The sequence below is a fragment of the Acidithiobacillus sp. HP-11 genome (assembly GCF_015100075.1).
Taxonomy (GTDB): domain Bacteria; phylum Pseudomonadota; class Gammaproteobacteria; order Acidithiobacillales; family Acidithiobacillaceae; genus Acidithiobacillus; species Acidithiobacillus thiooxidans.
Window position 1 is genome coordinate 1 of sequence record NZ_JACKYY010000048.1, and the last position, 18,649, is coordinate 18,649.

18 protein-coding genes and 1 tRNA gene are annotated in these 18,649 nt (G+C 52.7%); 7 read left to right on the forward strand and 12 right to left on the reverse strand.

Features of this window, described 5'->3' with window-relative positions:
* Positions 1 to 327: 327 nt before the first annotated feature.
* The 6 genes from H7F08_RS12670 to H7F08_RS12695 all read right to left on the reverse strand — a co-directional run bounded on the left by H7F08_RS12670 (position 328) and on the right by H7F08_RS12695 (position 5,367).
* A tRNA-Arg gene (locus tag H7F08_RS12670) sits at positions 328 to 404 on the reverse strand.
* A 69-nt stretch (positions 405 to 473) separates the two neighbouring features.
* Positions 474 to 1,214: a PspA/IM30 family protein gene (locus tag H7F08_RS12675; protein ID WP_024894301.1), complete on the reverse strand. Its 741-nt coding sequence runs from the start codon at positions 1,212 to 1,214 to the stop codon at positions 474 to 476.
* 30 nt (positions 1,215 to 1,244) lie between these two features.
* Positions 1,245 to 2,069 carry a heavy metal-binding domain-containing protein gene (locus tag H7F08_RS12680; protein WP_010637973.1) on the reverse strand — a complete coding sequence of 275 codons (825 nt, stop codon included), beginning with the start codon at positions 2,067 to 2,069 and terminating at the stop codon, positions 1,245 to 1,247.
* Positions 2,066 to 3,043: a heavy metal-binding domain-containing protein gene (locus H7F08_RS12685; RefSeq protein ID WP_010637971.1), complete on the reverse strand. Its 978-nt coding sequence runs from the start codon at positions 3,041 to 3,043 to the stop codon at positions 2,066 to 2,068. Before H7F08_RS12685 ends, H7F08_RS12680 begins: the two co-directional genes overlap by 4 nt.
* Positions 3,044 to 3,058: 15 nt before the next feature.
* Positions 3,059 to 3,439 carry a hypothetical protein gene (locus H7F08_RS12690; protein ID WP_031573815.1) on the reverse strand — a complete coding sequence of 127 codons (381 nt, stop codon included), beginning with the start codon at positions 3,437 to 3,439 and terminating at the stop codon, positions 3,059 to 3,061.
* Between the two features lie 95 nt (positions 3,440 to 3,534).
* On the reverse strand, positions 3,535 to 5,367 hold the full coding sequence (locus tag H7F08_RS12695; protein ID WP_024894298.1) for an ABC transporter ATP-binding protein: 1,833 nt from the start codon (positions 5,365 to 5,367) through the stop codon (positions 3,535 to 3,537).
* A 144-nt stretch (positions 5,368 to 5,511) separates the two neighbouring features.
* On the opposite strand from H7F08_RS12695, the gene H7F08_RS12700 reads away from it, so the two are divergent.
* Entirely contained in the window at positions 5,512 to 6,414 is a 903-nt protein-coding gene (locus H7F08_RS12700; protein WP_031573820.1) for a D-hexose-6-phosphate mutarotase, read from the forward strand.
* A gap of 200 nt (positions 6,415 to 6,614) precedes the next feature.
* On the opposite strand, the gene H7F08_RS12705 is transcribed toward H7F08_RS12700, so the two are convergent.
* On the reverse strand, positions 6,615 to 9,047 hold the full coding sequence (locus H7F08_RS12705) for a heavy metal translocating P-type ATPase (protein ID WP_193640732.1): 2,433 nt from the start codon (positions 9,045 to 9,047) through the stop codon (positions 6,615 to 6,617).
* A 215-nt stretch (positions 9,048 to 9,262) separates the two neighbouring features.
* Between H7F08_RS12705 and H7F08_RS12710 the strand changes: the two genes are divergently transcribed.
* Positions 9,263 to 10,444, forward strand: a complete 1,182-nt coding sequence (locus H7F08_RS12710) for a pyridoxal phosphate-dependent aminotransferase (protein ID WP_031575065.1) — start codon at positions 9,263 to 9,265, stop codon at positions 10,442 to 10,444.
* Here H7F08_RS12710 and purT read toward each other — a convergent pair.
* Entirely contained in the window at positions 10,441 to 11,628 is a 1,188-nt protein-coding gene (gene purT, locus H7F08_RS12715; protein WP_215866628.1) for a formate-dependent phosphoribosylglycinamide formyltransferase, read from the reverse strand. The genes H7F08_RS12710 and purT overlap by 4 nt on opposite strands.
* Before the next feature lie 54 nt (positions 11,629 to 11,682).
* Between purT and gnd the strand changes: the two genes are divergently transcribed.
* From gnd to H7F08_RS12730, 3 genes are all read left to right on the forward strand, one after another.
* Positions 11,683 to 12,639, forward strand: a complete 957-nt coding sequence (gene gnd, locus H7F08_RS12720) for a phosphogluconate dehydrogenase (NAD(+)-dependent, decarboxylating) (RefSeq protein ID WP_319026078.1) — start codon at positions 11,683 to 11,685, stop codon at positions 12,637 to 12,639.
* Positions 12,640 to 14,106 carry a glucose-6-phosphate dehydrogenase gene (gene zwf / locus H7F08_RS12725; protein WP_010637955.1) on the forward strand — a complete coding sequence of 489 codons (1,467 nt, stop codon included), beginning with the start codon at positions 12,640 to 12,642 and terminating at the stop codon, positions 14,104 to 14,106.
* A gap of 255 nt (positions 14,107 to 14,361) precedes the next feature.
* Positions 14,362 to 14,664, forward strand: coding sequence for an ArsR/SmtB family transcription factor (locus H7F08_RS12730; protein WP_010637953.1), 303 nt, complete (start codon positions 14,362 to 14,364; stop codon positions 14,662 to 14,664).
* Here the strand turns inward: H7F08_RS12730 and dusA are convergent.
* Positions 14,649 to 15,641, reverse strand: a complete 993-nt coding sequence (gene dusA, locus H7F08_RS12735) for a tRNA dihydrouridine(20/20a) synthase DusA (protein WP_031575077.1) — start codon at positions 15,639 to 15,641, stop codon at positions 14,649 to 14,651. The two genes, H7F08_RS12730 and dusA, sit on opposite strands and share 16 nt — an antisense overlap.
* A gap of 609 nt (positions 15,642 to 16,250) precedes the next feature.
* Between dusA and H7F08_RS12740 the strand changes: the two genes are divergently transcribed.
* Both H7F08_RS12740 and H7F08_RS15930 read left to right on the forward strand, forming a co-directional pair.
* On the forward strand, positions 16,251 to 16,418 hold the full coding sequence (locus H7F08_RS12740) for a tyrosine-type recombinase/integrase (RefSeq protein WP_237747509.1): 168 nt from the start codon (positions 16,251 to 16,253) through the stop codon (positions 16,416 to 16,418).
* Between the two features lie 139 nt (positions 16,419 to 16,557).
* On the forward strand, positions 16,558 to 16,713 hold the full coding sequence (locus tag H7F08_RS15930; protein ID WP_080707865.1) for a cupin domain-containing protein: 156 nt from the start codon (positions 16,558 to 16,560) through the stop codon (positions 16,711 to 16,713).
* On the opposite strand, the gene H7F08_RS12750 is transcribed toward H7F08_RS15930, so the two are convergent.
* The 3 genes from H7F08_RS12750 to H7F08_RS12760 all read right to left on the reverse strand — a co-directional run bounded on the left by H7F08_RS12750 (position 16,665) and on the right by H7F08_RS12760 (position 18,448).
* Positions 16,665 to 17,219, reverse strand: a complete 555-nt coding sequence (locus H7F08_RS12750) for a hypothetical protein (RefSeq protein ID WP_193640736.1) — start codon at positions 17,217 to 17,219, stop codon at positions 16,665 to 16,667. The two genes, H7F08_RS15930 and H7F08_RS12750, sit on opposite strands and share 49 nt — an antisense overlap.
* 25 nt (positions 17,220 to 17,244) lie before the next feature.
* A complete protein-coding gene (locus H7F08_RS12755) occupies positions 17,245 to 17,679 on the reverse strand; it encodes a hypothetical protein (RefSeq protein ID WP_193640737.1) in 435 nt (144 codons plus the stop codon).
* Between the two features lie 244 nt (positions 17,680 to 17,923).
* Positions 17,924 to 18,448 (reverse strand): hypothetical protein, encoded by a 525-nt coding sequence (locus H7F08_RS12760; protein ID WP_193640738.1) that lies wholly within the window; start codon positions 18,446 to 18,448, stop codon positions 17,924 to 17,926.
* Positions 18,449 to 18,649: the final 201 nt, after the last annotated feature.

Sequence of the window (18,649 nt, forward strand, 5' to 3'; positions counted from 1 at the left end):
GCGCTACACGGTATGGACGTATCTCCGAGCATGCTGATTCCGAGCGTAACGCCTGTGGAAAGTGGATTCATCTCTACCATTGCCTACCAAGAGAAGGGGTATGCTTTGGTTCCAGTTTATTAGGCGGCGATCAGAACCAATTTGCGCCCGGCATCGCGCAGGGATTCCCGTTCCATTGATTCTTGCAATTTTCAGTTAATCAGATAATGTTGTAACCCGCTGATTTCCGAATGCAGGCGGTTTTCTTTGGCTGGGGCCGTTCTGATGTTAGCCTCGCGTTAGCCAAAAAAAGGCACCTAGCAAATGACGCTAAGTGCCTGTTTTATTTGGTGCGCTCGGAGAGAGTCGAACTCCCGACCTACTGGTTCGTAGCCAGTTGCTCTATCCAGCTGAGCTACGAGCGCAACGAGGGCGTAATATAGCGACTGCACTGGCCGGGGTCAATATGTTGCGCCAGCAGCAGCCACGAATGCTCAGGAATTTCCCGAACTGTCTCCGGATGCCCCTCCGGCCTTTTCTTTGGCCATTTCTGCCTTTAGACGGGCGAGATCATCATCAACGCCACTACTGGCGCGTACTTTATCCAGTTCCTTATCGGTTTGGCTGCGAGTATCGAGGGGGTCACTGAGGGCACCCGACTCAATCAGGCCATCCATGGCAGTTGCCTTGGACTCCATTTGGGCGGTGCGGTCCTGGGCGCGACGCATGGCCTCACCGGCGTCATCCATACCCTTGCCGATACCACTCAATGATTCTCCAGCCTGGACCTCAGCCTTGGCAGCCATCATTTCGCTTTTGGTCACTTCTTTCTGGGTACGGAACTGTTCAATATGATCCTGCAGTTTCTGCTCATAATCCTGCAGCTTCTGGGACTGAGCCGACACCGCATCATGCGCTTCCTTGAGACTGGCCAGTTTTTGCAATTCAGACTGCTTTTGGGCCAACTCGGCGCGGGCCAGGTCTTCACGGTTGGCACCCAGAGCCATCTTGGCATCTGCGTCGGCCTTGTCAGCGGCTTTTTGCGCTTGTGCCATCTGACTTTCCAGCGACACTTTTTCAGTAACCACATCGGCCAGATGGCGTTTGGTTTCCTGCAGGTTGGTGATCATTTTTTCATATGATAAATCCAGGGTTTCAGCAGGATCTTCCGCATTATTCAGAAAATGATTGACCTTACCCTGCAATATTTCTGAGGCATGCTTAAATAATGACATTGAATACTCTCCTTGCGAATGACTCGCGCTTTAATCGTTGACCGGAATAACCAGTTGCGGGCTCAGGCCATCAACCAGAGCATCGGCATTTTCCATGGCTTTCACGGCGGTACCGACGGCAAAAAATTCGATGATATGGGGTTTCCAGTTATGGCTGCCTTCATGAAGCTGAACGCCGGTAATGCCGTCCGCCTGGGCTTCCTGCGCCTCATGTTGCATACGTTCCATGGCAAGCTCCCTGGCGTCATACATGGCTTGGGTAAATTGTTCCATTTCCGTATTGCGACCCACATTTCCCATGGATTTCAACAGCCCTTGATGTGCCACATGATACACGCAGGAACCCATGACCATTTCCATGGGGCGGTAACCCGCCTGCAACAACATCCAGAAGTCCTGACCACTCAGATCACTGGTAAAGGGCTTGCCGCCCACCCCCTTGAAGCCTGACGCGCCACTGCGGTGGGCGATGGCCGTGCCAATCGCCATGAATTCGAGAATGTCCTGATCCCATTCCATACGCTTCACTTCCAGTCGCACACCCACAATACCATCGGCCTGCAGTAAAATGGATTCCTGCTCCATGCGACTGATAGCCAGCTCACGGGCTTGATACATGGCCTGAGAAAGCACATCCATTTCCATGTTTTGATTCCAGTTTCCATACTGGATTCCCATGTGATAAATACACGAACCGACCACCAGACCCAAGGGCTCAAAATTGGCCTTGCGGACCATCACAAACTCATTGACGGACAAATCCGAAGTAAATATACCTTCGTGACTGCCCTGCGAACGCAGTCCTTTCAGACGTTCTACAGCATGGGGAGCGAGATGTTCTGTACTATCGGTCATATCAAATCCTTTTTGGAGTCAGTAGCACTGGTCAGGGGGTGATCAGCCAGTGATATCATGGCAAGCAGTTCATGTTGCGGTGGGTTTTTTGGCAGATAACTGATGGCGGTACCAATACTGATGTGGCGGCATAGAAAACGTTCGGGGTTGTCCTGATCGGCAGGTACCCGAAACATTTGGGTATAACTGGTGTGTCCAAGAACTCCGGCAGCCATCTTGCGGCCATCTTCGCGCAAATCATAAAGCGCCCGGCGCCGGACATTTTCCTGAAAAGTAGAAAGGTCGGTAATTTCCATATTCCAGTAACGTGCCGCAAAAGGTGCCTGCTGAGAAGCCTGATCGGCGACCGTACCCATCCAGGGCATGTACCAGTCAAAATTGGCGCCAATGGCAATACCTACAGGAACCACGCCATCTTCCAGCAAACGGACAAATTCCAGGGCTGACACAGTAGCGATAACTGGCGCGGTGGCAGGGGGAATTCCGGTTAGCCGGATAGCGGTGCCGGTCACCCCATAATCCATATCCTCACCTTCCCCATGCCGCACTTTCATGCGCACATCGACAATCGCATTAGCTCCCAGAGCGATGGCTTCAAGGCGCATTCGCTCTACCGCCGTGTGCCAGCCATCGTAGTGTCCCTGGGTCCAGGAATAACCAAAGTGATACCAACAGTTTCCGGTTACCATACCGATAGGCTGAACCCCGTGACTGCGTTGCAAAAGAAGTTCTGCGGCAGTGGCCGTACTGATCCAGGGAAGATGCCCCTGACTGGTCGCGAACATGCGATTTTGAACAAAATTGGGCAGGCGGCGTTGCTGCAAGGCCTGTTCCCATTCAGAATAACGCTGCATTTCTTCAGGGGTTTGTGAACGGACGCCCTGGCTCACGTTATGACCCAGATTTTCGGCCGCTCGCTGCGCGTCCTGGGCGACTTCCTCAATACCGTGTTTGATCTTGTCCCAAATGGACATAGTACCTCCTTGCCGTTACCCCATGAGAAAATCGTGCAATGTATTGCTGGCTCCCTGCATTTCTCCGGACAAATCACCGAGGTCTTTCACCAGACTTTCCAGCCATGTAGCGAGTGGTAAATCCTCATGTTTAAGCACCACGCCACGCACGGTTTTGGCGCGAACCGTGCTGATATGCGCACCCTCATGAGTCAGTAAATAATCGTTATTGTTGGTGTGAACAGTAATGGCATGGACATGGCTGGTCTTGGCAAAAAAACCATCTTTTTTTCTTTCTACTTCAACCAGACCGGGCATATCTCCCTCCAGCCTTGCCGCCAATCCTTCAACAAAAGCTTTCATGTCGCCTTGCGCGCGCCTGATCCAGGCGGTACTTTGGTCAAAATCTGTGCTCATAGAGGGCCTCCCACCCTTTTATCGGCCACATTCGGTTTTCAAAAAATAATTACCCAAGTTCAGACCGCCAGCTTTGACTATAGTTCTGTTTTTCTTCAGGCGCGTATTTTTTCCAGGGTGGATAATTCCGGAGATTGTTCGTGCAGGCGCTGCAATTCAGCAAATTGTCGGTAAGTGGGACAACTTTTCAGCAGCGCTTCATGACTACCAATAGCAATGAGTCGGCCCTGATCAAGCACGGCAATGCGTGCAGCATGAACAATAGTGGCCAAACGATGCGCTGCCACCAGGGTGGTCCGCTGTGCGGTCAAATTAGCCAGTGCCTCCTGAATGAGCCGCTCATTTTCCGCATCCAGGGCGCTGGTGGCCTCATCCAGAATCAGTACACGAGGGTTTCTCAGAATCGCCCGGGCAATGGCAATGCGTTGGCGTTGCCCTCCAGATAAAGTTACGCCTTTTTCTCCAACATGGGTTTTCAGTTTATCTTCCAGTCGGTCAGAAAATTCATCCACCCGAGCAGCCTTTACTGCAGCCAGTAAAGCTGCCTCATTGGCATCAGGACGCGCCATCAAAATGTTATCCGCAATACTCATGGAAAAAATGACAGGATGTTGAGGGACTACAGCCAGTTGCTGGCGCAAACTACGCAAGGGCATGGCATCAATGGCCGTTCCATCCAGCAAAATTTGCCCTTCGCTGGGTTGATAATGGCGCATGAGCAGGGAAAACACCGTACTTTTACCGGCTCCGGAAGCTCCTACAAAAGCCACCGTTTCTCCTGGTTCAATATCCAGGGAAATATTTTCAATAGCAGGCACATCCGGCCGCGAAGGGTACCGAAAGGCGACGCGCTCCAGGGTCAATCGTGCCGGATTTCTGATGGAAAATTCAGAGGATTCTGGAACCTTGCCAACTTCGCCTGGCAAGGCCGAAACACTGTGCTCCGGTCGTTCATCCAGCAGCGCCAGCAAGCGTTCAGTGGCACCCGCCAGTCGCGACATGCTGCCCCATAACTCCCCCAACGAGGCCAAAGACGTTGCCGCCATCAGGGCATAAAGCAGAAATGCCGCCAGTACGCCCATGCCCACCTGCTTTTCGAGAACCGCGAGACCGCCCAGATAGAGCATGGCGCTGAGTGCCAGAAAAACCAGGCTTCCCGTCAGAAAGGTGGACCAGGACTGGACTTTGACCCGCGACCAGACTTGTCCCAGCAACAGATGAATATCCTGGCGATATCGGGTTTCAGTCTGAGGTTCGAGGGTAAGCGCCTGGATAACCCGAATGCCATTGATAGACTCTTCGGTATGGGCACTGAGATCAGCCAGATAATCCTGCTCCTTGCGGCTGTATCCGCGCTGCAGACGTCCTGAGCGGATATTGACAAACACCAGCAACGGCAATACCAACACTCCCGGGAGCAGTAACTGGGGCATGGTCACCAGCATCAACACCAGCGCGCCGACCAGGGTGATGCCGCTTTGCAGACTGCGCCCGAGCACGCCCGTCAAACCAAAACGTAAAATGGTGACATCACTGCTCAGGCGCGAAATGACCTCACCGGTCCGGAATGTCTCATAAAATATGGCGGGAAGATGCAGCGCATGACTGAACACCGCGCTGCGCAAATCGGCGACGACCCCCTGCCCCAACCAGGTTGCCAGACCATCCCGCAGCCCGCGCATGGCGACCGTAAACATACCCAATATGAACAGCGCAATGCTGATCCAAAGTAATGCCTTGTAACTATGGAACCCCTTGTCGAGAATAAACCGGGCTCCCTGGGGCAAAACCAAGGAAGCGCCAGCACTGCAGAGCATGGCCAGCAGATAAGCCAGCAGTAGCCCGAGCCGGGAACGCAAAAAGGGCTTGAGTTTCCATAATACCCAAAGATTTTTGTTGACCGGACGTTGCCAGGGATTTTGCGCCACTCAGTCACCTTATCAGCGAATTACAGGAATAACACAGCATACGCCTGCCCGACGGCTTTGGCTGCATTATCGCGATCCGTCAATTGACCGCTGGCAACCTTCAGCAGCAGAATGTGCCAAATTCCCTCACTTCCTGGAATAACTATGCAATCCTTTGATGCACTGAATCGCTACGCCATTCCCGAACATGTGTTTTTTCGCTTTGGTCCGGGGGGGCAGATTTTTGCGGACATTCGCAACAGCAGTGCCAGTGCCAGTGTTTTCCTGCAGGGGGCTCATCTGACAGCGTTTCAACCACGCTCCCAGTACGATCCACTCATCTGGCTTTCGGAAAAATCGCGCTTTGCCGTCGGCAAATCCATTCGCGGCGGCGTGCCGGTATGTTGGCCCTGGTTCGGTCCGCATCCCGACAACAGCCAGTTCCCGGCCCATGGCTTTGCCCGCACCCACTTGTGGACCGTCAGCGATTCATCAAGCAGCAAGGACATTACCCGGATTACCCTGACCCTGGAGCCCACGAACGAAACCCGGGCACAGTGGCCTCATGAAACTCCGGTCAGCCTTGAAATTGTCGTTTCAGAAACTCTGGAAATGTCTCTAACTACCCATAACGCAGGAAACGACACAATCACTCTGGGTGAGGCCTTCCATACGTATTTCCACGTGGGCGATATTCATTCGGTGCGCCTCGAAGGTCTGGATGGTTGTACGTATCTCGACAAAACCGCAGATTTCGCCCGGAAGCAGCAGGAAGGTGACATTACCTTCAACGCCGAGACCGACCGGGTTTATCTCAACACCCAAAATGATTGCATTATCCATGACCCGCGCATGTACCGCCGAATTCGTATTCATAAGGAGCATGCCGATTCCACAGTAGTCTGGACGCCCTGGGCCGAGAAAGCCGCTGCCATGGGAGATTACACGCCGGATGGCTGGCGGCAGATGCTCTGCGTGGAATCCGCCAACGCCGCCGAAAATGTGCTGCAACTACAGCCGGGTGAGAAGCACACGCTGATGGTGCGTTACAGTGCTGAACCTCTTTGATCCCTTGAAAGTGGCTGTTGCCGCAGAGGCTTTGCCGCGACTTTTGGCCCGCGCCGTTGTTGTTCTTGGAGAAATCCTGCGCCCGTCAGGAGAGCTGTTTGAGCCCGCAGGGCGAGTTCTCTCCTGACAGCAGGATGAGCCTAGAACAACAGGCGAGGGACAAGGGAGCGGCAAAGCCTCTGCGGCAACAGCCACACCTTTCAGACTAAATCAGGCACCCACGGACGCAGCCACTTCAAACGTAAACTGTTACTGAGCACAAATACTGACGACATTCCCATGGCCAGTCCCGCCAGCATGGGATTCAGCTGAAATCCCCAGGGAATCAGCACACCCGCAGCCACCGGAATCAGCAGGATATTATAAAAAAACGCCCAGAATAAATTACCGCGAATGGTCGCCATGGTTTTTCGCGCTGCCTGCACTGCCGTCACCAATGCACTGAGGTCCCCATGGGTTAAGGTCAAATCAGCCGTCTCCATGGCAATGTCAGTGCCTGAAGCCAGGGCCAGGCCCACATCGGCCTGAGCCAAAGCCGGAGCATCATTGATGCCATCGCCCACAAAGGCGACTTTGCCGCCCTGGCTTTGTAACTGCTTGACGATATTTGCCTTATCCTGAGGCAACACCTCTGCATAAAACTCTTCTAATCCAAGGTGTTCGGCAAGATGCCGCGCTGCGCTCTGGCTGTCACCCGTAATCATGACCACCCGCATACCCATGGACTGCAGTTGCCGGACGACCGCTAAGGATTCGGGTCTTACGCTGTCCTGAATGGCGATTTTCCCCAGCAAATGTCCATTCCCGGCAATATACACCCAGCTTTGGGCCACCTGCGGCTCAGTCCAAAATTTAGCGTCCTGCGCTACGCCATTCTCCTGCAACCAGACCGCCGTACCGACCAGAATTTTCTGTCCGGCTACGACGCCCTCAACACCCCGGCCGGGGACGGCCTGAAAATCCGTCACAGGAGACAGGGAAATTTCCCGTTCACGCGCAGCCTGAACAATGGTCCGCGCCAAAGGATGCTCAGAAGCCGCTTCCAGCGACGCAGCCAAGGTCAGAACCTGGCGGACATCGTCTGCGACAATTTCACACACGGCTGGCGTACCCCGCGTCAAAGTGCCGGTTTTATCCAGACAGACCGTTTTCACCTGGGCCAGCGTTTCCAACGCCAGTCCTTTGCGAAAAAACACACCTAACTCTGCAGCCCGGCCGGTACCGACCATGACCGCCGCCGGGGTGGCAAGTCCCATGGCACAGGGACAGGCCACCACCAGCACCGCCACAGCGGACAACAGGGCCACAGTAATAGCCGGGCTGGGTCCCAACCATAACCACACCATAAAACTCAGCAGCGCAATGCCAATAACCAAAGGCGTAAATACGCGAACCACCCGGTCAGCAAGACCCTGGATGGGCAGCTTTCCAGCCTGGGCCTGCTCGACCATCTGAATAATATGGGCAATGACTGTATTTTGCCCCACCGCAGTCGCTTCGATAATCAGCCTGCCGTTACCATTGATCGTCGCGCCGACGACGGCGTCACCTGCTTTTTTATGCTCAGGCAACGCTTCTCCGGTCAGCATGGCTGCATCTATATAGGATTCTCCTTCCAGGACGATGCCATCCACGGGCAGACGCTCTCCCGGTCTGACCAGGAGATGATCTCCAGTGCGGATGCGGTTGAGTGGCACCCGCTGTTCCTGCCCATCTTTGAGCAGTGTTGCGTCCTTGGCCTGAAGATCAACCAGATGCCGAATCGCCTGCGAGGCCCGGCCTTTGGCTAGCTCTTCCAGATACTTGCCAAGCAGAATGGCGGCGATAACTACTGCCGCCGAATCAAAATACACATGCAATCCGACCTGTTTGAAAAGCTCTGGGAAAATCAGCACGATCATGCTGAACAGCCAGGCGGCTCCCGTACCGGTAGCCACCAGGGAATTCATATCCGGAGACAAATGACGGTAGGCAATCAGACCCGGACGAAAAAAACGCCGCCCCGGACCGGCCAATACCAGCGTTGCCAGTACGGCCTGAACCCAGTCCCAAAAATGCCCAAAGAGTGCATTTTCTTGCAGCCATCGTCCCAACGCCGGAAAAAGCAGGGGACCCATGGACAAGCACAAAATAGGCACAGCCAGAACAACTGCCGTCAGCAAATCTTTTCGCATAAGCCGCAGCTGGGAGATTTTACGATCTTCACCCCGGGCATCAGCACGGACCGCCCGCGCTTCGTAACCGGCATTAACAACAGCCGCAATCAATTGATCCTGATTAGTGCTATCCGGAAAATATTCCACCATGGCCCGTTCTGTGGCCAGATTGACACTGGCCGACAGGACGCCAGAAACCTTGCCCAGAGCGCGCTCCACGCGACTGCTGCAAGAGGCACAAGTCATCCCGCCAACCTCCAGCTCAGATTGCGCCACGACGGGTTGGTAGCCTATATCAGCAATCGCAGCCCTCAGCGTTTCCAGGCTGGTCTGGGTCGGATCGAATGCCACGGTTGCCCGCTCAGTACTCAAATTCACGCTGGCCTGTACCCCCGGCAAGCGATTCAGCGTGCGTTCTACCCGACTGCTGCAGGAAGCACAGGTCATCCCTGCCACCCCGATCTCCAGATTTTTCATAACGCTCCCTTTCCTGCCCGCTGCCCATTGCTATTTGAAAATTGCAATCTGCAGCATATCCTTGTAGCCAGATGTAATGTCAATCCATCACCATGGGCAACCGCGATCTTTTCGCCTACAGCAAAATAGTTGATTTTAAGTGACGGATGCTTATCATTTGCCCTCTTGTGCGCATTTGCCGCACCCGCTGAAAATGATATCTGGAGTTTAACATCGTGGATATTCGCCTTTCCCGCCGCGTTACTGCGGTGCGTCCCTCTCCGACACTCGCCGTTACCGCCCGGGCACAGCAACTCCGTCGGGAAGGCAAAGACATTGTCAGTCTCGGCGCTGGCGAGCCCGATTTCGACACACCCGAATATATCAAGGATGCGGCCATACAAGCCATTCATCGGGGCTTCACCAAGTACACCGCAGTCGGTGGCACGCCGGAGCTGAAAGCCGCCATCATAGCCAAATTTGCCCGGGACAATCATCTCGATTACCGCCCCAGTGAGGTGCTGGTCTCCGTCGGCGGCAAGCAGAGCTTTTTCAACCTCTGTCAGGCCTTACTGGATGCAGGAGATGAAGTCATCATTCCCGCGCCCTACTGGGTGTCCTATCCCGATATGGTCATTCTTGCCGAGGCCTGTCCGGTCATTATTGATACGGACGCCGCACAACACTTCAAAATTCTGCCTGAACAACTGGAAGCGGCCATCACCGAAAGCACCCGGCTTTTAGTGCTCAACAGCCCTTCCAACCCCTCAGGAGTCGCTTATAGCCGCAGTGAACTCGAAGCACTGGGAGAAGTATTACGTCGTCATCCCCGGATTTTGATTGCCACTGATGACATGTATGAAAAAATCCTCTTTCAGGACCAGCCTTTCGTAAACATTACCAATGCCTGCCCCGATCTGAAAGAACGCTGCATGGTGATGAATGGCGTCTCCAAGGCTTATGCCATGACCGGCTGGCGCATAGGCTATTGTGCAGGGCCCGAGACACTGATTACGGCCATGAACACCGTGCAGTCGCAAAGCACCTCCAATCCAACCTCCATCGCCCAGGTAGCTGCCCAGGCAGCCCTGGAAGGGGGCGATAGTGCGGTGCATGAAATGGTTCATGCTTTCCGGCGCCGTCATGCTTACGTTTATGGTCGCCTGCATAGTCTTCCGGGCGTCAACGTGCTGCCATCAGATGGCACCTTTTACAGCTTCCCGGGCTTTCATGAAGTGATGCAGGCCAAAAATCTGCAGGATGACCTGATTCTGGCGGAAGCCCTCCTGGAAGCAGGCGTTGCGGTGGTACCGGGTTCTGCCTTTGGAAGCCCCGGACATATTCGCCTTTCTTTTGCGACCAGTGACAAAAATCTGGAAATGGCACTGGATCGCATCGAACAATTTGTAAAAAGTTAGGCGGGGCTGACCGTAATCGCGGCGGCGGCCTTGGCAGCCCTTTCCCGCGCCTCTTCCACACTTTCTCCGGCAGCGACGGCTACACCAAGACGCCGCAACTTGCTGGCCGTCGGCTTGCCAAACAGACGTAAATCACTTTCCGGTACGGCCAGTGCTGTTTCAAGACCGGCATATCGGGGCCCCCAACCCAGGTTTTTACCCCGAATAACCGCAGAAGCGGAAGCTCTGCGGAATCCGGGATCAACGGGCAAGCCCAGAATAGCCCGCAAATGCAATTCAAACTCGTTCTGGCGTTGACTGGCCAAGGTCACCAGACCAGTGTCATGGGGTCTGGGCGACAACTCACTGAAAATCACTGCTTCACCCTGAACAAAAAATTCCACCCCGTATAATCCCTGTCCGCCGAGATTATCCGTCACTTTTTGCGCCATGCTCTGTGCATCCTGAAGCGCCTGCGCGGACATAGCCTGGGGCTGCCAGGACTCCACATAATCTCCGACTTCCTGACGATGCCCGATGGGCGGGCAAAATACTGTACCTAAGGCAGAGCGCACCGTCAGCACGGTGATTTCAAAATCAAAGTCCACAAAGCCCTCGACAATGACTTTCTGCGCCCCCACACGCCCGGCCGTCTGCGCTTCCTGCCAGGCCAGCGCCAATTCCGCTGCACTCCGTGCGACCGACTGCCCTTTGCCGCTGGAAGACATGACCGGTTTGATCACACAGGGGAAACCCAGCTCGGCCGCTGCCGCCTCCAGTTCCTGCAAGCTGCTGGCGAAGCGGTAAGGAGACGTGGGCAAGCCTAATTGTTCGGACGCAAGACGACGAATACCCTCACGATCCATGGTTAATTGCACGGCCCGCGCCGAAGGGACCACCGTGGCCGAGCCGGAATTTTCGATTTCTGCCAGGGCGGAGGTGGCGATAGCTTCAATTTCCGGGACCACAAAATGCGGACGCTCACGCTTGACCAGAGCCAGAATTGCTTCAGGATCTGTCATATCTATCACGTAGGCGCGGTGAGCGACCTGCATGGCAGGCGCATCTGCGTAACGATCCACGGCGATGGTCTCAACGCCCAGACGCTGGGCAGCAATCAACACTTCCTTACCTAATTCACCGGCGCCCAGCATCATCAGCCGGGTCGCAGAAGCAGAACACGGAGTACCCAGATTCATGCGCATTTCCTTTAGCAAAAAACAATTAAAGCCCGATATGTCTATACTCAACATAGTATCATTTTCCCGACAGACGCATACGCAAAGGAGCATGACATGAGTAAACCCAGTATAGGCATGGTCGGTCTTGGTCGCATGGGTGCCAATATGGCGCGCCGTCTGCATCTAAAAGGCTTGAATGTCATTGCTTACAATCGCCACGCCCAAAAAGCCCAAGACCTTGCTCAGGAAACCGGCATACGCTCTGCCAGCACTCTGGAAGATCTGGTCAGACAATTGCCAGCCCCCAGAGTCATCTGGTTAATGTTACCAGCTGGTGAAGCCACTCAGGAGCATATTGATCAACTGCTTCCCTTGTTGGGCAAAGGTGACATCCTGGTCAATGGGGCCAATGCACTCTACGAAGACTCCATGGCGCAGGCCGCCAAGGTCGAAGCTGCTGGCTTGCATTATGTCGACGCGGGTGTGTCCGGCGGGGTTTGGGGATTGCAGGAAGGCTATGCCTTGATGGTAGGCGGCAGCCAGGAGGCGGTTACTCAGGTTACGCCTTTCCTGAAAGCCCTCGCTCCCGGTGAAAATCAGGGGTGGCTGCATTGCGGACCGGTAGGTAGTGGGCATTTCGTGAAAATGGTTCACAACGGTATTGAATATGGAATGATGCAGGCACTCGCCGAAGGTTTCGCCATTCTTCAGGCTAAAACCGAGTTTAATCTGGATCTCGCCAATGTCGCCGAAATGTGGCGCTATGGCAGTGTTGTCCGCTCCTGGCTTTTGGATCTGACTGCTGACACCCTGCACAAAGATCAGGTCCTCGCGGATATTGCGCCGGTGGTCGCCGACTCGGGCGAAGGGCTCTGGACCGCTCAAGCCGCTTTGGCCATGAAAATTCCTGCTCCGGTCATCACGCTGGCCCTGCAGATGCGTTGGGCTTCCCAGGGAAAAGACGACTATGCGGCCAAGCTATTGGCCATGATGCGCAATCAGTTCGGCGGTCATGCCGTACAAAAGGAGGACTGAGTGGATAACCAATGTATTTGTCAGTTCGTCATTTTTGGCGCTACCGGGGATCTGGCCAGTAAAAAACTGCTCCCGGCCCTGTATCACCTGGAATGTGCCGGTATGATGCCCAAGGAAATGCGTATTTTGGCTTTTGGGCGGCGTCCTTGGGACAATAATGGCTGGCAGGATTTCTTGCGAGAACAATTGGAAACCTACGCAGGAAATTATCATGACGAACATTTTGATGATTTCTGCAAACACTTTGAGTATGTGCGTGGAGAAATTCATGAAAAGGAGTCTTATGAAAAGCTCCGCGCGGCACTCACTGAGGAAGGTGCGGATAAACCTGCTGCTACCATATTTTATCTGGCCATTCGCCCGGCAGATTTTGTGCCTGTTGTTCAGCATCTATCGAGTGCCGGCTTCAATCAGGAAGGCGACTATCGTATTGTTATTGAAAAGCCTTTCGGTGAAGACCTGGAAAGCGCCATGCGTCTCAATGAACAGTTGCATCGTCACTTCCGCGAGGAACAGATTTATCGCATTGACCACTATTTAGGCAAGGAAATCGTCCAGAACCTGATGGTTTATCGTTTTGCCAATCTGGCCGTAGAAGCCCTCTGGAACCGCAATTATATAGACCATGTGCAAATTACCGTAGCCGAAAGTGGTGGTATCGAAAGTCGCGCCGGTTATTATGATCAGGCCGGAGCATTGCGGGATATGTTGCAGAATCATCTGATGCAAATTCTGACTCTGGTAGCTATGGAGCCCCCCCCTTGCATGGAAGCGGACGCTCTGCGTGATGAAAAGGTCAAGGTACTCCGCTCTATTCGACCCATCCCCAAATCTGCCGTCACGGCCTATGCCATGCGCGCTCAATACGGTCCCGGGGTAGTAGATGGCAAGCATGTACCGGGCTATCAGGATGAAGCCGGGGTTGAAACCAACTCCATTACCGAGACTTATGTGGCCGCGAAATTTTATATTGATAACTGGCGCTGGCGCGGGGTTCCTTTTTATCTGCGTACCGGCAAACGCCTCGAAAACAAAACCTCCAGTGTTGCCCTGCGTTTTCGGCATACGCCTCAGCAGCTTTTTCGAGAAACCAGTATCGAAAAAATCGAACCCAACTGGATCCTGCTTTCTTTGGAACCCGAAAGTCTGAAAACCGAAATCCAGATCAAGGAACCCGGCCTGGAAATGCGCGTCCGTCCGGTGCAGCTCAATGCATCCTATCGCAAGGAGGGTGAACAGGAGCTGGATGCGTATGAAGCTCTACTGCTGGATGTCATGGAAGGCGACAAAGCCCTGTTTATCCGCTTTGATGAAGTGGAATGGGCCTGGCGGGTAGTAGACCCGATTATCAAGGCTTGGGGCCGGGAAACCGACTACATCCTCACCTATCCGGCGGGCTCCTGGGGACCGGAAGAGGCTGCGCGGATTATGGACAAAGAAGATCAGTATTGGCGCAACAAAATCTAAGCTGAGCGTGAGCGACAGCCCTGAAAGCTCGACTGTCGCTCCTTGATAACAAAAAAAATACTATATGATTCAATCAAATAAACTATCCCTATAAAAAGCGTAGTCGAACGTCTACAGCATAAGCTAATAAACGCGCCATAGAAATACACTAATTATTATTTTTTATTTTATATTTCATGTGGATATAGTTATTGGCATGGTTTCTGCTTAATCATCCAGGTCAGTTACCTAATGATAGTCAAGTAAGGAGACACCATGAAAAGCACAGGAAACACGATCATTCCCGAATGGGAAATTACCCGGCTTTCTGAAATTATCAAGGCCATGTCTCATCCATTGCGCTATAAGATCATCTGCCTACTTGGTCGCGGTGAAATGAGCATGCAAAATCTGGTGACCGCCATCAACACCAGTCACAGTAATGCTTCCCAGCATCTTGCCCTGCTTCAGGACTCCGGTCTGGTCCTGGTCAGAAAGGTGGCCAGTCGCGTTTATTACCGCATCCGCGATCAACGCACCTTACGCTTGCTGGAAATCAGTAATCAAGTACTTGCCTGATCCATTTTTTCAATATGTTGCATGGCTCGCCGCAGAAATTCTGCGGCGTTTTCGTTGACTGTCGCCGTACCCAGAAATCGACGCCATTCTCCAGCGCCAGTAACCCCAAAATACAGACCATGCAGATGTCGGCTCAGGCGTGGCGCAGGCAACGCCTCTCCCCAGTTTTCGGCATAAGCCAGTAATTGTTCGAGCACGACGGATCGATCAGGTAATTGCCCGCGCCTGTCCAGGACCATTTCCACTTCGGCCAGGAACATTGGATTATGATAAGCCGCTCGACCAATCATCACCCCATCGACGTGAGCGAATTGATCCAGTACCGTTTCAGTGGTCTTGAAGCCCCCATTGACTTCAATGCGCAAGTGGGGGAAATCGCTTTTCAGACGATGTACCCAATCCCAGCGTAATGGCGGTATTTCCCGATTTTCTGCGGGATTCAGGCCCTTCAACCAGGCATTACGGGCATGCACAATAAAATGCTGGCATCCCGACTGCGCCACAATTTCCACGAATTGATGCAAAGACGCAAAATCCTCTTCGCGATCCAATCCCAAACGATGTTTGACACTCACCGGTAAGGCACTGTCCGAAAGCCCTGCCATCAGCTCGGCAACCAATTCCGGAGTCGCCATGAGGCAGGCACCAAAACTGCCCTTTTGTACACGTGGCGAAGGACAACCTACATTCAGGTTGATTCCGTCGTATTGATACTCCTTGGCCAGCCTGGAAACACGGCGCATCGCGGCCGGATCATCCCCCCCTACCTGCAAAATCAAAGGGTTTTCAGCCGCAGAATACTCCAGGAAACGCTGGGGATCGCGACCCAACAAAAGCGCATTAGTCGTCAGCATTTCCGTGTAGAGCACGCAGGAAGGACAAATCAGCCGCAAAAAATGCCGACAATGACGGTCTGTCCAGTCGAGCATCGGCGCGACTGATATCACTTTATCAATGGCCTCTGTTGAATTTATCATCGTATACCGGTTGTTTTAAATCCATTTGGCGCTATTGTAGGCGCGAATTTCACATACTGCGGCAAGCCCTGGAACAATCCTGTTAGCCCGTAAAAATGAAAGCACCTAGCAAAAATCGCTAAGTGCCTGTTTTATTTGGTGCTGGCGAGAGGAATCGAACCCCTGACCCACTGATTACAAATCGGGGCACGGCACTTTTTGTATCAACAATATATAATACAAAAAACATTATAATCATACTGTTATAATAGCCATCCATTCCCTATTATTCCTTGTCATTCCCTATGATTGCCAAACCCAATTGAGCGTAAATTGAGCGCGGATGAATCCTTATTTTCAGACCTAATGATTTTTTATCAGTAGTTCCCTGGCTGGTTCGGTCCGTTCCCATAGTGTCCTAATGTCCTCCTATATCTACTGACAGTTTTTATTGGTCGATCGGGCTGATACTACCTCGACCACCCTTGTTCAGGCCATAGGTATAAATCCGCTATCCAGTCGGTTCATTCAGGCATTGCGTGACTTGCTGCGCATTTTGGATGACCACCTTTTGATGCAGCATACGAAGGTATCCACCAAGCCTATGCCCGCGACTGCAAACGTGCTGGCATTGAGGACTTACGTTTTCATGACCTGCGCCATGAGGCTACCAGCCGATTTTTTGAAAAAGGTCTTCGAGAAATGCAGGTTGCGGCCATCACTGGCCATAAAACCTTGCAGATGTTAAAACGCTACACCCACCTGAAAGCAGAAGACCTGGCCAAGCTGTTGGGTTGAGCACCTTTTATTCTTAACCATGTCTACACAGAAAATCATCCACCAGCTTGATCTTTAACCGCACCCCGAAGAGGGTTGGTATCGGCGGAACTTTACTTCACCAGAAATGGTGGGCATCCCACGGGGATAGCGCCCTACTCTGACCGGCATTTATTATCTGTTGGCAGAAAATCAATTGTCCCGCTGGCATATGATCCCCTCTACTGAACTCTGGCATTTTTACAAGGGCGCCCCCTTTGGAGCTGATCATCTACCATACGGAAACACGCCATCTGCAGAAACACATTCTGGGTAATAATCTTGAGGCCAGACAAAATCTTCAGGTGATTGTTCCCGGCAATCGGCCTGCAGTAGAGGATCCTTTGGGTGCCCCCCCTTTGCTGGAGATGGGGATTCCTGCAACTTTTGAAAGGCAGCGGGCGTGAGTCCACCCTTGGCATGTTCCGGGAACGCCACATACCAGTAACCGTCACGGACCAATAAGGTGCCCGGCAAACCGCAGTGCTCACAGATCCGACGTGAGCGGTTCTCGTATTCCTCGACGATCTGAAACAGGGCATGTTTCTGCCGGTCCGGCAGCACGCCGTCATAGCCATAATAATAACGCATTGTCCCGAATTTCTGTTTGACTTCATGGACGTAAATACGGATGCCATGCTCTTGAGCGTAGATTTCCAGCTTCTGTGACAAAGCGCGAAGCAGTGGATACCAGCCGTCTTCGCACCAGAAATGATTTTCCCGGTAGTGGCTGTACAGTGCGGGATAATCCCGCCGCAAGGCCTGTTCCAAGGCAATATCCATGTGTGCTTTCTCCCCTTATTTTTCTTTAGAGCACGGGCACATTCCCCAGCTTTACGCGCTCCATTCCGGTGGCCGTAGCCATCCAGCCCTGCTGTTTCTGATGGCGAAACAGGGTCAAACCCTGATTGCGATACTTTTCGGGCTGGTCCAGATGGGCGGCACCCGTATCCAGAAACACATGCCCGGCGACCTGCAATAAACGGCCTTCCCGGGGTGGCGTGATGGTATGTCCCACATAAGTCCGGGATAACGCGTTCGGAACGATGGGGATTTGATGGGACAAGGCATAACGCAAACTCCGTCCCCACAATAAATGATCTTCCCAAGTCCCCGTTGCGTCATAACCGATGACCGGATGCGCTTCCTGCCAACGGGGATGAGTGTCTTCTGCGAGATCATTATCATTCCAGCACACGGCCATCGTATTCTCCCGTTCTGCAGCCAGATCGGCGTGCAGCACCTGAAAACGCCCTGCCGGTGTCCTATTCTCTGCATCAACGATGCGAACCAATGGCAGCTGTGCGAGGGCTGATCGCCAATGGTCAAAGCGTTGTTCCTCACTGCGATAGAGACGCAGCCAATCCCATCCGTCGTTTTGGTTGAAAAGATCGGGTATTCGAAATTTGTTGTGTATGTTGCCTCAACCGGATCACAGTTAATTCTGCCTTACTTTGTGTATTTGACCAGATTTCACTCAATCCACTTCATTCAGGCGGTTGTTTATTGGTGGCAAGAGGAGCGACATGAGACTTGATTTTCTTCTTTCTTCGAAACAGGGCCGACCAAGCGATGATGCTGCACATGATCGTATTTACTCCATAAAATGTGAATCTGGATAGAATTACAAACGAATCCACATGCTTTATAACATTTAATAAGTATCCAGCGCAGTAATACAGTTCTAGCAAGGTAATTGCAGTCCAGAAGATTGCAGATGATCCTTCCGGGTTTTTCCATGATTTTCTTATTTGAAAGGATAATATAATCCATGCTATAGCGTAATATATTATTATATAATATCGATATAAAGAATTACCTTGCAGCGCAATTTTCTGTTCTTTTTTATAGGTGACTGGATTTCCATCACGTTTATATTTTTCAAAATCAAGATAGGCTTTCATAAAATTTCCATCACCCGACCAGCCCTGTTTCGGCGCAAAGTGCGCCCAATAGTCAGCGAGTTTCTTATTATGTAACGCGCCTTTTCCATTTTTATAGATTTCCGACAATGCTTGTGCAGCCGAAAAACTGCCATCATGCGCTGCGGCTTCATAAAGCGGTATGGCGGCATGAACGGGTTCCTCGTCATTTCAAGTGGGTAGCCTGAGATCCAGCTTGCCCAGGATCAGGTAGGCCATGTTGATAAAGTTCTTGTGCGTGCGGTAACCCCGAGCCTTGGCCTTGGCGGATTGAATGAGGCTGTTGAAACC